The organism is Mucilaginibacter sp. P19, assembly GCF_050632265.1.
Lineage (GTDB): Bacteria > Bacteroidota > Bacteroidia > Sphingobacteriales > Sphingobacteriaceae > Mucilaginibacter > Mucilaginibacter gossypii.
Genome location: NZ_CP192586.1, coordinates 5,841,322 through 5,854,597, shown reverse-complemented (window position 1 = coordinate 5,854,597; position 13,276 = coordinate 5,841,322). Strand labels below are relative to the sequence as shown.

At 42.9% G+C, this 13,276-nt stretch carries 14 protein-coding genes and 1 pseudogene; 10 read left to right on the top strand and 5 right to left on the bottom strand.

Annotation, left to right across the window (positions count from 1 at the left end):
• Window positions 1-20: 20 nt before the first annotated feature.
• From ACQ86K_RS28750 to ACQ86K_RS28735, 4 genes are all read right to left on the bottom strand, one after another.
• Window positions 21-920: a LysR substrate-binding domain-containing protein gene (locus ACQ86K_RS28750; RefSeq protein WP_218117180.1), complete on the bottom strand. Its 900-nt coding sequence runs from the start codon at window positions 918-920 to the stop codon at window positions 21-23.
• 151 nt (window positions 921-1,071) lie between these two features.
• Complete coding sequence (locus ACQ86K_RS28745) at window positions 1,072-1,611, bottom strand: DUF4199 domain-containing protein (RefSeq protein WP_091167603.1); 540 nt, start codon at window positions 1,609-1,611, stop codon at window positions 1,072-1,074.
• A gap of 110 nt (window positions 1,612-1,721) precedes the next feature.
• Window positions 1,722-2,189, bottom strand: a complete 468-nt coding sequence (locus tag ACQ86K_RS28740) for a response regulator transcription factor (protein ID WP_091167606.1) — start codon at window positions 2,187-2,189, stop codon at window positions 1,722-1,724.
• Between the two features lie 311 nt (window positions 2,190-2,500).
• Entirely contained in the window at window positions 2,501-2,701 is a 201-nt protein-coding gene (locus ACQ86K_RS28735) for a hypothetical protein (protein ID WP_431199203.1), read from the bottom strand.
• A gap of 163 nt (window positions 2,702-2,864) precedes the next feature.
• On the opposite strand from ACQ86K_RS28735, the pseudogene ACQ86K_RS28730 reads away from it, so the two are divergent.
• From ACQ86K_RS28730 to ACQ86K_RS28710, 5 genes and pseudogenes are all read left to right on the top strand, one after another.
• A pseudogene (locus ACQ86K_RS28730) lies at window positions 2,865-4,807 on the top strand (DUF1800 domain-containing protein).
• An 18-nt stretch (window positions 4,808-4,825) separates the two neighbouring features.
• Window positions 4,826-5,002, top strand: a complete 177-nt coding sequence (locus tag ACQ86K_RS28725; protein ID WP_431199202.1) for a hypothetical protein — start codon at window positions 4,826-4,828, stop codon at window positions 5,000-5,002.
• Window positions 5,002-6,096, top strand: coding sequence for a DUF1501 domain-containing protein (locus ACQ86K_RS28720; RefSeq protein WP_431199201.1), 1,095 nt, complete (start codon window positions 5,002-5,004; stop codon window positions 6,094-6,096). Before ACQ86K_RS28725 ends, ACQ86K_RS28720 begins: the two co-directional genes overlap by 1 nt.
• Window positions 6,097-6,183: 87 nt before the next feature.
• On the top strand, window positions 6,184-6,378 hold the full coding sequence (locus ACQ86K_RS28715) for a hypothetical protein (protein WP_091167617.1): 195 nt from the start codon (window positions 6,184-6,186) through the stop codon (window positions 6,376-6,378).
• Window positions 6,379-6,710: 332 nt separating this feature from the next.
• On the top strand, window positions 6,711-7,211 hold the full coding sequence (locus ACQ86K_RS28710; RefSeq protein ID WP_091167619.1) for an RICIN domain-containing protein: 501 nt from the start codon (window positions 6,711-6,713) through the stop codon (window positions 7,209-7,211).
• Between the two features lie 89 nt (window positions 7,212-7,300).
• Here the strand turns inward: ACQ86K_RS28710 and ACQ86K_RS28705 are convergent, their stop codons facing one another.
• The gene (locus ACQ86K_RS28705; RefSeq protein ID WP_091167621.1) at window positions 7,301-7,906 is read right to left on the bottom strand and encodes a YceI family protein; all 606 of its coding nucleotides are present in this window, start codon (window positions 7,904-7,906) and stop codon (window positions 7,301-7,303) included.
• 124 nt (window positions 7,907-8,030) lie between these two features.
• Here ACQ86K_RS28705 and ACQ86K_RS28700 point away from each other — a divergent pair, with 124 nt between their 5' ends.
• From ACQ86K_RS28700 to ACQ86K_RS28680, 5 genes are all read left to right on the top strand, one after another.
• On the top strand, window positions 8,031-8,906 hold the full coding sequence (locus ACQ86K_RS28700) for a winged helix-turn-helix domain-containing protein (protein ID WP_256337411.1): 876 nt from the start codon (window positions 8,031-8,033) through the stop codon (window positions 8,904-8,906).
• A gap of 330 nt (window positions 8,907-9,236) precedes the next feature.
• The gene (locus ACQ86K_RS28695) at window positions 9,237-10,058 is read left to right on the top strand and encodes an alpha/beta fold hydrolase (RefSeq protein ID WP_091167627.1); all 822 of its coding nucleotides are present in this window, start codon (window positions 9,237-9,239) and stop codon (window positions 10,056-10,058) included.
• 143 nt (window positions 10,059-10,201) lie between these two features.
• Window positions 10,202-11,458 (top strand): IS4 family transposase, encoded by a 1,257-nt coding sequence (locus ACQ86K_RS28690; protein WP_431199200.1) that lies wholly within the window; start codon window positions 10,202-10,204, stop codon window positions 11,456-11,458.
• A gap of 213 nt (window positions 11,459-11,671) precedes the next feature.
• Entirely contained in the window at window positions 11,672-12,169 is a 498-nt protein-coding gene (locus ACQ86K_RS28685; protein WP_431199199.1) for a Crp/Fnr family transcriptional regulator, read from the top strand.
• Between the two features lie 75 nt (window positions 12,170-12,244).
• Window positions 12,245-13,141: an SDR family oxidoreductase gene (locus ACQ86K_RS28680; RefSeq protein WP_091171599.1), complete on the top strand. Its 897-nt coding sequence runs from the start codon at window positions 12,245-12,247 to the stop codon at window positions 13,139-13,141.
• Window positions 13,142-13,276 lie beyond the last annotated feature (135 nt).

The window sequence follows — 13,276 nt, the reverse complement described above, 5'->3', positions numbered from 1 at the left end:
TGATATAAAGTAATATGAGATTACTTTAAGTTATAATTGGCAAGGCAAAAACGTTTAAATAACTCTATCAGCTTGCTGTGTTTGCCATGCAATTGTATGAACTGAAAAGTGCGGAAAATCTCTAATCCTTTAACATCAATAATGGTGAGCTCGTTGTATTTTAACTCGCTTACTACCGATTGGATGGAGAGAAATGTTGCTGTTTCTGAGTATAAAAGATATTGTTTTATGGCGATACTGCTCTCCAGTTGAATCTCGATGTTCAGGTCTTTAGGGTTGATTTGCACGGCGGCCAGGGCATTGAAGATAACATCCAGGGTGCCCGATCCGGCTTCCCTTAAAACCAACGGGATAGCGGGTAATTGTTTGGGAGTGATCTCGGTCTTTTTGGATAACTTATTGTTAGCACTGGTTACCAGTACAATTTCATCTTTAATAAAATCGGTATAGGATAATTGCGGCGAATGGGCAGCACCTTCTACAATGGCAATATCTATTTTTTCGGCCAGTACCAGCTGCGAGATCTGATCGGTATTGGCCTGGATAAAATTGAAAGTAACCTTGGGATATGTTTTTTTAAACATAGCCAGCAGCTTGGGCAAAATGGTTTGCGCCACGGTGGTACTGGCCCCTATGTGCAGTGTACCGGCTTCCAGGTTGTTAAGCTGTGCCAGTTCAGTTTCCAGGTCGGTATAGGTTTGGAAAATCTTCTCGGCGTATTTTTCAAGGATCTTGCCGGCAGTGGTAAGGGAAATATTATTGCCGTTTCGTTTAAACAACTGTACGCTGAGTTGTTGCTCCAGTTCTTTGATATGTTTGGTGACCGCCGGCTGGGTGATAAATAACTCGGATGCAGCTTTGGTAAAGCTTAACCGTTGTGCAACCGTATAAAAAACCTTCAGCCTGAAATCAAATATCATTGAGCCAATTTAGGAATAAATACTTTTTATTCAGCATGTCACTACGAGCGAAGCGTGGCAACCGCATACCATACAGTGCAAATATGCATTGGCTGCGAGATTGCCATGCTTCGCTTACAACAATGCGATAAATTTATGTCAATGTATCTATTTAATTCGTAGCCAATTGTGGGCTGGCATCCTTGCGTTTCAGGATCAAAGCTGCTATCAGCGCAATCACCAGGCCAACGGGCAGTATCTCCATATAAGTAAGCACAATTACGCCGAAGGGGCTTTTGTACATATTAACATAACCGGCCATGCTTGCTTCCTGTTGCTTAAGTTCGGTAGCCGTAGCACCATTGGCTTTGGCTTCCCTTAAAATATGGGCGACGTATTTGGTCATAAAATCGGGGTAAAAGTTATAGAACTCTATTAACCACACAATCACATAAACTGTTGAGGTGATCAATACAATGTAAAGACCGATCATAAAAGCTTTGCCGAAACTAATTATGCCTTCGTTGTATTTGTCACGGTAATTTTTGATGGCTACAAATATCAGCGAAAACGCCAGCAACATGGAGCCATAGCCCACCCACATGTTGCCCTGAAAGTTGGGGTTGTTATAGCAAAGGGCTCCCGAAATTCCCCCGGTAGCAGCAATGATCAGGCCGGAGATTGATCCAAAAACAAATACATTCTTTTTCATATCGTTTATATTTTGATAGAGCAAATTTGGCTTGTCAGAAACTTTTCGGGCTCATACTTTAGGGTGATTTTGGAAAATATGCTGCCATTAGTACTAAAGTATGAAGCGGGTTAAGGAATAATGCTGAGCCGCTTCCCCATTTCCACGGCCTGGGTGCGGCGTTTAACCTCCATTTTTTCAAACACCTTTGCCGAATGTGTTTTGATGGTATTCAACGATACAAATAAACGCTCTGAAATTTCCTGGTTACTTAATCCTTCGGCCATTAATTGCAAAACATCAAGCTCGCGTTTGCTGAGGCCAAGCTTTTCCACCTCTGTCTGGTTAATGATAAATTTAGGTCCGTTATTTACATAAACCTGTTTTTCTACAACAACCGTTTTGGGTTTGGTAAGTTTAAGTGCCAGCCAAATTCCTAATACGGTAAAAAATACTGCTATGGCACCCATGTAAATTTCATAGGCATTATCAACAATGATCAGTTTAAGCTCAAGCCATTTCAGCAAAAACAACAGCAGTGCAAGTGCTACCGCGTACAGTATGGTATGTTTGTTTTTTGCCAATAAATTTGAAGCCATGTTATGATCACCGATTGATCTTAAAATTAGGATTATTTAAGATAAAGCAGAAAGGCACACAAAACAAAAAAAGCGGAAAACATCCCGCTCTTAAATTTATAATTTGTCAAGTTAATACCTTAACCCTGAAAGCCCTGGCTTCGTTTATTCATCAGCTTTAGCCGCGTCTTTCCTGGCTTTTTTATCGGCTTTTAATTTTGCATAGGCTTTTTGTTGTTCGGGGGTGAAAATCTTGTTTAAGCCGGTGGCAGTGCGTTGTTTAATCTTTTGATCGGCCAGGTGACTGGTTTTTTTATCCTGTTTCAGTTTTTTCAGGCTATCGATACTTGTTGCCTGGGCAAGCAGGATAACATTGACTTTTTTGCCTGGTCGGCAGTAAGTTTTAAGTTTTTTTGCAGGTGCTCGGTTTTGTTGGCCGCTTTTTGAGCAGGCGTTTTTTCAATCTTTTTTTGTGCGTTGGCTGCGTAGTTTAGTCCGCAGGCAAGGGCCAGTAGCATCAATAGTTTTTTCATATTTTTTATTTTTTGCAGATAATTAATTTATTGACAATATAGATGAGTTTTGGTTTAAATGGATATGTGTATAAGTTTCTTTGACAATTAAATTAAACCAAAGGGTTCTTTTATGGTCGTACTAATGCAAAAGTTAAATTTTTAATTTAATAACCCGGATACTATGAAAAAGGCTGTTAAGTACTGGTGTGGCTTTGTTATGTTGTTGTGTTTGTTTACCGTATTTACTGCCTTTTTGCCGGGCTATCCTAATGCAAGTTTAAAATTTCCATATAAGCAGGCGGGTTTAACACCCGAACAGGCCGCGGCTCATTTACTGAGCCGTTTTACTTATGGGGCAACCCCGGGCGAAGTAGAAGAAGTATCCAAAATCGGCCCCGAAAAGTGGTTCGCCCAACAGTTGGATGCCCAACTCCCGGATGATTCCCTTAATCAACTCTTAAATAAATACGATGCCTTAAAACTGAGCAATACAGAAGTTGTTGCCCAATACCCCAAAGGCGCGCAGGTTTTGCGAATGGCTATAAGGGATGGGGTAGTTAACAAAGATTCGGTAAAAACAGATCGCAAAGCTTATCGCGATCAGTTGCAAAACTACATGCAGCAAAACGGATTAAAGCCCGAGCAGGAGCTGTTACGCCAGTTCATCAACCAGAAAATATTAAGAGCGGCTTACAGCAATAATCAATTACAGGAAGTAATGACCAGTTTCTGGTTCAATCATTTCAATGTATCTATAGTAAAAAACGACTGTTCGCAATATATCCCCGCTTATGAGCGCGATGTGATCCGCGCTAATGCCCTTGGCAAATTTAATGATTTGTTATTGGCCTCTGCCAAATCGCCGGCCATGCTATATTACCTGGATAATTTTAGCAGCTCGGGGAATAAGGACAATATGGAGCAAAGTAACAGGCCGATCCGCCGCCGGCTGATGCAGCAAATGCAGGGTACGGATACAGGTCGTTTTGCCAATATGCCCAAAATAAACAAAACAAAAAAAGCACAGGGGCTTAATGAAAATTACGCCCGCGAGGTAATGGAACTGCATACCCTTGGCGTTGACGGCGGCTATACCCAGCAGGATGTTACCCAGGCGGCTAAAGTACTTACCGGCTGGTCGGTTTATCCAATGGGCACTTACGGACAAGCAGGCCAAAAACTCATGAACCGTATTGGGGATGAAAAACTGCAAAGCCGTGGTTTTGTACATGAGGGCGATTTTCTGTTTAACCCGAACAAACATGATAGCGGCGAAAAGACGGTATTAGGCCATCATTTTGCTGCCGGAGGCGGGTACGAGGAGGGTGTGCAACTGCTTAATATGCTGGCACATCAACAAGCTACGGCAAGGTTTATATCAAAGAAAATAGCTGTGCGCTTTGTGAGCGATAACCCGCCGCAAAGCCTTATTGATAAAATGGCCCGTACCTTTATGAATAAGGATGGTGATATTAAACAGGTACTGATCACCATGGTTAATGCGCCTGAATTTTGGAGCGCGGCAGCCGTAAGGGAAAAACTAAATCACCTTTTGAGCTGGCCATAGGCTCGGTACGTTCATTGCATGCCGATATTACCCAGCCTTACCAGTTGTTTAACTGGATCAATAAAATGGGCGAAAAGATGTACTATTACCAGGCCCCGACCGGCTTCCCCGATAAAGGCCAATACTGGATCAATACCGGCGCGCTGCTTAACCGTATGAATTTTGGTTTGGCACTGGCATCGGGCCGGATCCCCGGCGTAAAGGTTGATCTTGCAGCACTCAATAACCATCACGAACCCGAAAGCGCACAGGCCGCACTTATCACCTATAGTAAAATCATTATGCCGGGCCGTAAGCTTGATGAAACCATCAAACGGCTTACACCTATGCTTAACGATCCCAAACTTATGGAAAAGGTTGGCGAAGCCAGCGCCAAAACTCCTGCAACAACCGCGGTACCAGTGGCTGCTAGTGATGAGATGATGGATCAGCAGGCGGGTTTAAAAGGTAAACGAAAAAATAATTTTATAGCGATGCAAAGTGCCTCCGGCAATAATTCTATGCTGGCGCAGGTGGTTGGCGTTATCATTGGTTCACCCGAATATCAGAGGCGTTAATTGCAGGAGGATTTAAAAATGGTATCAAGAAGAGGCTTTTTAAAATCGGGCGGACTGGCCCTTTTAGGTGTAGGGTTACTGGGCGGTATACCCGGTTTTTTAGCCGAGGCAGCCGCGAGCGAAAAAATCTTATCGCCCTATAAAAAGAAAAAACGCTGGTATGTATCTTTCAGCGGGGAGCTATGGATGGCCTGATGGCCGTTACTCCGTTTACTGATGATTATTTGAAAGCTGCCAGGCCAAACCTGTTCATGTCGGCTGCCAAAAGTGGTACAAATAATCCGCTGATAGACCTGGACGGGCGTTTTGGTTTGCACCCTGCCATGAAGGCCTTTGAACCCATGTTTCGCGAAAAACGTTTGGGCATTGTTCACGGCATAGGCTCGCCTAATAATACCCGCTCGCATTTTGATGCGCAGGATTATATGGAATCGGGCACTCCATTCAATAAAGGGACCTCAAGCGGCTGGCTTAACCGGGCTGTAGGTTTGCTTGGGCATGATGCGCTTACACCATTTACGGCCGTGAGCATGACATCGGCCATGCCACGTTCTTTTTATGGCGACAATCCCTCGGTGGCCATCAGCAATTTGCAGGATTTTGCGATTCAAATGCGGGGCAATCCTGCCGGAGCCAATATCGCGGCCAAAAGTTTTGAAGATCTGTATGATCAAACCGCATCCGGCTTACTGAAGCAAACCGGAAAGGAAAGTTTTGAAGCTATGAAGATGCTGCAGAAAACTGATATTAAAAATTATACGCCTGCCAATGGCGCTGTTTACCCCAGCTCGGCATTGGGCAATTCGCTGAAACAAATAGCCCAACTCATTAAAATGGATGTGGGGCTGGAAGTTGCCTTTGCCGAATCGAACGGTTGGGATACCCACTTTAACCAGGGAACCGAAAACGGCATCTTCGCCCGGAATGTGGCCGACCTAAGCAACAGCATAATGGCCCTGTGGACCGACCTGGGCACCTACCAGGACGATGTTACCATAATGACCATGACCGAGTTTGGCCGTACCGTACATCAAAACGGGACTGGTGGTACCGATCATGGTCGCGCTTCATGTAACTTTATTTTAGGTAATGATGTAAGCGGCGGTTTAGTGTATGGCGATGTAAAGCCGCTCGCCGTTGAAAACCTTGAAGATGGCCGCGACCTTACCGTAACTACCGACTTTAGAAGTGTGTTCAGCTCAGTAGCTGATAAGCATCTTGCGATAAATAATGATCATATACTGTTTCCCGACTGGAAAGGGGATAGGGTGAATGTAATGAAGGGATAAAAGCATACTGCCGCGGTTTTTGCGATAGCATAACCCGTGATTGAATATCCCTGAAGTTTCTAACTTCAGCTCATTCACTGGCTGAAGTTGGGCGATAACGTAAATCGGCCTAAAACCGGGCAAGCACTTTGCCTGCGAAAGCAACAATTTTTAGTCATTAAAAATGGTGGCGCTGTTTTGTCAGTACTTTTTTTCCAAAACCTTCCAGGTTTATTTTTGCTCAAAAAATATCAAAAAATCAGTAGCATAAAAGCCTTCGAAAAAGCACTGTTGAAACATTAACTTTATATTCTCTAAAGTTTTAATAATTGATTATCAATTATTTGGATATGTTTCACTAAAATCGTTAAAGCGTTTATTATCAGAACAGATGACGTTTTAATGTGTTTCGTGTTTCACTCTTAAAATTTGGAACATGATGTTGTTTCAGAAAAAAAGGCCTGGGTGTTTTTCCAATTTTTTATGGGGAATTAAAATTTGGGGACACCACATTTGTTACAATCAATTCGCATGCAACACATCTACCGCTTTGATACATATCGACTAAAAACTGAATCAATTTTGATAACAGCTGTTTGCAGTTTGTATCTAAATTTGTTTAAATCGATATACCTATGAAAAAATTTGCCTGGCTGTTATGCTTCCTGTTACCTGGCCTCGTGGTTTCGGCCCAACAAATTAAAGGGAGCTATGCTATTAAAAATGAGCAAACCGGGATGCTGTTACGGGTTAAAGACGCACATTCAGAAAATGGTACCCCACTGGTTGCTTACTATCCCGAAAACTGGAAATGCATGACCTGGAATTTTAAACATGTTGCAGGGAATACCTATCAGCTTCAGAATTTGCTTACCAATAAAACATTCCAGCCTAAGGGCGATGCTGATGTAAACGTAGCTTTAGAGGAACAACCGCTTAACACGAACAGCGCCAATCAGCAATATGAGTTTGAGGCGATAGATCATGATACTTTCATGATTAAACTGAAAGGGACAGACTTATACATTACGCCATCTGATAAAAAGGGGGCAGTTAACTCACAGATAGTTTTAGCTAAAAAGACAAATACAAAAGACCAGTATTGGGATATTTACGAACAATCGCCTACCATGTGATTCACTATCTGAAGATGCTGTGCTAACCGGTAATATTATAACCAGGCCCTGAAATAGGATTCTGCAACTGTACCCGGCTGCAAAGGGCGTTAATCGGCCGTAAATATAAGATTCAGCGAAACCGCTATCTCGTCGGTAACAACTGTGTTTTTTACGGCCGAAAAGAAATCCCATGCTTCCCGCTTAGGCTGCATATCGATTTTCCACTTGATACGGTCAATTGTGGTATTTGCCTTAGCGCTGATGATCTCGTTCTTTTTAATGATAGTTGCCATAAATTCAATGGGATTGCTGATCCCTTTTATGGTAAGGATGCCGGTCACGTTAAAGTTGGTTGACTGGCCAGCGCGTGTAATTTCTTTAACAACCATAGTTGCTTCCGGGTACCGGCCTACTGCAAAAAAGCCCTCTTTTTTCAACTCTTCATCTACCTTTTTATTCCCGGCCGCATCGGCATGATCGGTACTGTGCATGGTATTCATATTCAGGCTAAAGGCGCCGTTTGTTGGTTCGCCGGCAGCCGTATACCCCAGGCTGCCCGATTTAAAAAGCAGATAGCCGTAATGGCCACCCATAGTTTTGCGGGCATCCCATAAAACTTTACTTTTTTTAATATCTAAATGGTAGGTTTGCTGTGCAGAGGCTGGGATCAAGGCCATGGACAGCCACAGGATAATTGCGTATTTTCTTAACATAGTATAAGTGATTTATTTGGTAAACCTACTCAGCTTCAGTGCGTTTGTTATTGCCGATATTGTAAATAAAATTGTAAACTTTGTAAATTAAATCTCCGGGAATATGGCCGGTTCCAAACTACCAATGAATAAGACAACCAAACGCTTGCTGGGGCTTGGTTCCCTGCTGCTCATGACCCTTTTATGTGTTGCTTTCAGTTTTACCGGTAAGGATGACTTTGATATGGCCCGGCAGGAAATTCTGCTCCGGAAAATTGGGCATGAGGTGTTGTTATATTCGGGTGATAGTACATCGCGTGTGATGCCGGTACAAAAGATTGCCGAAAATGAGTACCAGTTACGGTTTGAGAATGAATTTTCTTTTCAGCCCGATTCGCTTGTGAAAGCAATTAGCAGTGCCCTGGCAAAGGACAACCTGGCTAACGACTATATTGTGAATGTTTTAAATTGTGGAGGGAACAGTGTGATATTTGGCTATGCTATATTCAAAAATAAAAAGGACAACATAATGCCCTGCTCGGGGCGGAAACAACCTAAAAGCTGCTATGTGATCAACCTCAAATTTAAAAGCCAGGGATTGAGTATGCCCTCAAAAGGCTATCTAATTGGCGGGATACCTTTATTGGCATTTATCGGGTTTGTAATTTCAATGTCGGGTAAAAGCCGGAAAAATACAGTTGTAAACAGCTCTGCCCCGGATAATAGTTTTAAAATAGGTAATATTATATTTAACCCGGCCAGGCGGCAGCTGCACAGCGCCGGAATGATTACCGAGCTCACCTTAAAAGAAAATAAACTGCTGCTCATCTTTGCCCGGTCGCCAAATGAGATCATTGAAAGGAGCAGGCTTCAAAAAGAGATTTGGGAAGACGAGGGCGTAATTGTTGGCCGGAGCCTTGACATGTTCATATCAAAACTGCGAAAAAAACTGGAGCATGATCCGGCCATTAAACTGGTGAATATACACGGCAAGGGATATAAGCTGGAAATCAACGGATAATTACTTTTGTAACTATAAGCTTCGCTGCATATCTATATAGATAATCCAACTGTCTACATACTATAACGTGGTTTTTATAAATGATTTTTAGCGATAATAAACGTTGTTAAGCTTTCCGTCAAAAAAATAGCCGATTTATCGCATCAAGGTAAATTTCGATACGATTTTGAAAGGCTCTTCCTTAATTCACTATTTTTGAATGCCGGCCAGCTTTATTTGCGGATATAATATATATCTAAAGAAAAACCTAAAGGCATTACTTTGATAATCATTTGCGAAAAATGCCCTGAATCTTCAGCGCTTTATTAATCACCATAATTGAAAAACAAAATGAGTAAAATTACAGTAAAAGACGGAACCGAAATTTATTACAAGGACTGGGGAACCGGGCAACCATTAGTTTTCCATCACGGCTGGCCTTTATCTGCCGATGACTGGGATGCTCAGATGTTCTTTTTCCTTGAACAAGGTTATAGGGTGATAGCCCATGATCGCCGCGGTCATGGACGTTCAAGCCAAACCGCAACAGGTAATGAAATGGATACCTATGCAGCTGACGTTGCCGAGCTTGTTGAGGCGCTTGACCTGAAGGGTGCAATCCACATCGGTCACTCTACAGGTGGTGGAGAGGTTATTCGTTACGCTGCAAAATATGGAAAAGGACGTATCGCCAAAGCTGTGCTGATTAGCGCGGTTCCTCCGGTTATGGTTCAAAGCGAAAGCAATCCTGATGGTGTTCCGATTGCAGTATTTGACGAGATCCGCGAAAGCACTGCAACCCAAAGAAACCAATTTTACCAGGACCTGACTATTCCGTTTTATGGCTATAATCGTGAAGGTGCTAAAATTTCACAAGGCATCAGGGACAACTGGTGGCGCCAGGGTATGATGGGCGGTATAAAAGCACATTACGACTGTGTTAAAGCTTTTTCGGAAACAGATTTTACAGAAGACCTTAAAAGTGTAGATATTCCTGTACTTGTTTTACACGGGGAAGATGACCAGATAGTTCCGTTTGCAAACTCGGCACTAAAATCTATAAAGCATCTGAAAAATGGTAAATTGATCTCCTATCCAGGTTTCCCGCATGGTATGCCTACTACCGAGGCTGCAACCATCAATAAAGATCTTTTAGCTTTTATTAAAGAATAATATTTTTATTAATTACTATTACACAAGGTCGCCTCTTTTGAGACGGCCTTTTTGTTTGTATTGACATGCTAATGATCTATCACTGTTGTCCGGTAAAGATTTTTTAGGGAAAAAGGAAGGGATAGCCGAAAGACTACCCCTTTGTGTTGATATTTGAGTTACCACACTTAAATACACAACATGAGCAAAAGTACTTTTTTACCGGACAGCCGGTCCTGAATCAGTTATTAGGTTTAATAGATCGTAATAATGTTCGATCATTAGCAAGACGTGGGGATCACGATCTCTACTACCGTTACTTTGATACCTATACACATCTTGTAACGATGCTTTACTGCGTTTTTAACAGATGCACCAGCAGCAGAGAAGTAATCAGCGGCATGAAAGCAAGCCTGCATAAGCTTCATCATATCGGTATAAGTAAATGTCCGGCCAGAAGCACCTTATGTGATGCTAATGCCCAGCGTAGCTTTGAAGTATTCGCCCGTATTTATGATAACCTGTATAGGCGACACAAGCAGCTTTTACCGGACAGCCGATTAAAGATCGACCCTAAGCTATTCATTGCCGATTCTTCAACAATTACCTTATTTCAGCAAATATTGAAAGCCCCAAGCCCGGGAAAGGCCAACGGTAAGAGAAAAGGCGGGATCAAAGTTCATACGCTCATTAAGGCAGCAGATGATGTACCGCTGAAAATTAGCTTCACGGCAGCCAGCGCTAACGATATGCCCTTCCTTAAAGAGATCAAACTCGAACCAGGTTCCTTTATCGTTTTCGATAAAGGTTACGTAGACTATTCTGAATATCAAAGAATGACAAATGAAGGCGTATTCTTTGTCACCAGGCAGAAAAAAGATGCCAAATACTCAACAATGTGGCTGAATGAGCTTAGCGAACAAAGCAAGGCACACGGTGTCATCGAAGATAAACTACTCCTCCAGGGCACACGTACTCAAAAAGAGGGTATCCAGTTGGAGATTCGCCTGGTTACTTTCTTTGACAAAGAAACCGAAAGGACATTTGAGTTTTTAACCAATAATTTCTCGTTACCACCTGAAGCTATTGCCGATCTTTATAAGAAACGATGGCTTATTGAAATACTATTTAAGCGGGTAAAGCAAAATTTCCCGCTTAAATACTTCCTGGGGGATAATGAGAATGCAATCAAAATACAGATATGGTGCGCTTTTATTGCCGATCTTCTAATCAAAATTGTCCAGGTACAACTCAAAAGACAATGGTCTTTCTCTAATCTGAGTTCTATTATAAGACTCCATCTGATGAGTTATATCCACCTATTTAACTTTCTGAACGATCCGGAGAAACTGTCCGTCATGTCAACAAATCACTCACGGCAACTAAAATTGGGGGGCTTGGACATCCGCTTTAAAACCTAAATCCTTCTTTTTATATCATAATGCAGTCTTTTTATAACAATAACAAACTTTACCGGACAACAGTGATGATCTATCGGAATCTCATTTTATACGCATCTGAAAACTTGCTATTGAAATGTTTATTATTTTTGGATGATGCATCCGGAATTTGAAACATATCTGCGAAGGAGTGGCCTGGCTGAGGAAGCGGTCCGCAGGGTCAGTGATCTGGCAGTGGCAAGAAAATTGCGCCGTAATGAGCTCCTTTTTAGCGCAGGCGAAATTTGCCGGCACAAGGTATTTGTTGTAAGCGGGCTACTGCACACGTTCAATATCTCGGCGGGAGGTAATCAGCATATTTTGCAATTTGCACCGGAAAACAGCTGGACGCTTGATGTTGAAAGTTATGACCGGCAGATACCCTCACAAGTGAGCATAGGAGCAGTAGAACCCAGCGAGATACTCTGCTGGCAAAAAAAGGATTTCGATATGTTGCTGGCAGAGGTGCCCCAACTAAAAAAATTTGCCGAAGGCCTTATTGCCCGTAATATCCATTACAGCCGGAAGCGGATCCTGATTTCATTAAGCGCAACGCCCGAAGAAAAGTATGAAGATTTTATCCAAACCTTCCCGGACTACCTGGCTCGTTTGCCCCTGCGTATGATTGCCGCTTATTTGGGCATCTCCATAAAAACCCTTACCCGTATCCGTCACGCGCAGCTCCTGCGCTAATTGAAATTATGGTCAGCTGACCATCTTTAGCATGATTTTATTGGGGAATTTTGTATCAAATAAAATCATTGACCTATGCGTGTATTTGTAACCGGAGCCTCAGGATTTGTAGGCTCAGCAATAGTAAAAGAACTTTTAGAGGCAGGCCATGAGGTACTTGGCCTCGTCCGTTCAGATAAAGGCGCTGAACAATTGGCATCAACCGGTGCCGAAGTATACCTTGGCGACATCAACGACCTGAAATTTATTCAGCAAGGTGCCGCCGCGTGCGATGCTGTAATCCATACGGCTTTTAATCATGATTTTTCACAGTTTAAGGCCAATTGTGAAGCCGACCGGAAGGTAATTGAAGCCCTGGGCGATGCACTTGTCGGAACAAGTAAACCTTTAGTTATTACCTCCGGAGTAGGGCTTTTGAATTATGGCCGGCTGGTTACAGAAGATGACGCGCCGCCTGCAGGATCAGATGTTATTCCGCGCGTAGCTTCAGAGGAGGCCGCCGCGGCTGCCGCGGCAAAACGTGTAAAAGTTTATACGGTGCGCCTGTCGCCCAGTGTGCATGGTGAGGGCGACCATGGTTTTGTACCGATGATCATTAATATGACCCGGGAAAAAGGAGAATCGGTCTATATAGCTGAAGGGAGCAATCGCTGGCCTGCCGTTCACCGTTCAGATGCCGCAGTTCTATATCGCCTGATTATAGAAAAGCAACCTGGGCTTCGTGTGTTTCACGCCGTAGCTGAAGAAGGTATCGAATTTCGCGAAATTGCCGAAGCAATTGGTCAGGGCCTGCATTTGCCTGTACTGAGCAAAACAGGTGATGAAGCGGCGGCGCATTTTGGATGGTTTTTACACTTTGCATCATTGGGTTGCCCCTCATCCAGCGAAAAAACACGCGCGGCCCTAAATTGGCAGCCTAAAGCTGTCGGGTTAATTGCTGATATGAGAGCTGCCGGTTATTTCCAGCAATAACATTGACCAAAACTTTAAGTTTACTCAAAGAACAAAAGCCGTCGTATACTTTTGCGATGGCTTCTGTTCTTTGGTTATTGGGTAATGAGTATTAAAAAAACCAAGCTTAAGTAACCAAACCACGGATAACTTCAT

Bases quoted from the DNA above. Each gene is read 5' to 3' on its own strand.
- ACQ86K_RS28700 (WP_256337411.1), top strand. From the start codon at position 8,031: ATGAATAAGACAACCAAACGCTTGCTGGGGCTTGGTTCCCTGCTGCTC.
- ACQ86K_RS28720 (WP_431199201.1), top strand. From the start codon at position 5,002: ATGGCCGTTACTCCGTTTACTGATGATTATTTGAAAGCTGCCAGGCCA.
- ACQ86K_RS28710 (WP_091167619.1), top strand. From the start codon at position 6,711: ATGAAAAAATTTGCCTGGCTGTTATGCTTCCTGTTACCTGGCCTCGTG.
- ACQ86K_RS28695 (WP_091167627.1), top strand. From the start codon at position 9,237: ATGAGTAAAATTACAGTAAAAGACGGAACCGAAATTTATTACAAGGAC.
- ACQ86K_RS28750 (WP_218117180.1), bottom strand. From the start codon at position 920: ATGATATTTGATTTCAGGCTGAAGGTTTTTTATACGGTTGCACAACGG.
- ACQ86K_RS28680 (WP_091171599.1), top strand. From the start codon at position 12,245: ATGCGTGTATTTGTAACCGGAGCCTCAGGATTTGTAGGCTCAGCAATA.
- ACQ86K_RS28735 (WP_431199203.1), bottom strand. From the start codon at position 2,701: ATGAAAAAACTATTGATGCTACTGGCCCTTGCCTGCGGACTAAACTAC.
- ACQ86K_RS28705 (WP_091167621.1), bottom strand. From the start codon at position 7,906: ATGTTAAGAAAATACGCAATTATCCTGTGGCTGTCCATGGCCTTGATC.
- ACQ86K_RS28745 (WP_091167603.1), bottom strand. From the start codon at position 1,611: ATGAAAAAGAATGTATTTGTTTTTGGATCAATCTCCGGCCTGATCATT.
- ACQ86K_RS28740 (WP_091167606.1), bottom strand. From the start codon at position 2,189: ATGGCTTCAAATTTATTGGCAAAAAACAAACATACCATACTGTACGCG.
- ACQ86K_RS28725 (WP_431199202.1), top strand. From the start codon at position 4,826: ATGGTATCAAGAAGAGGCTTTTTAAAATCGGGCGGACTGGCCCTTTTA.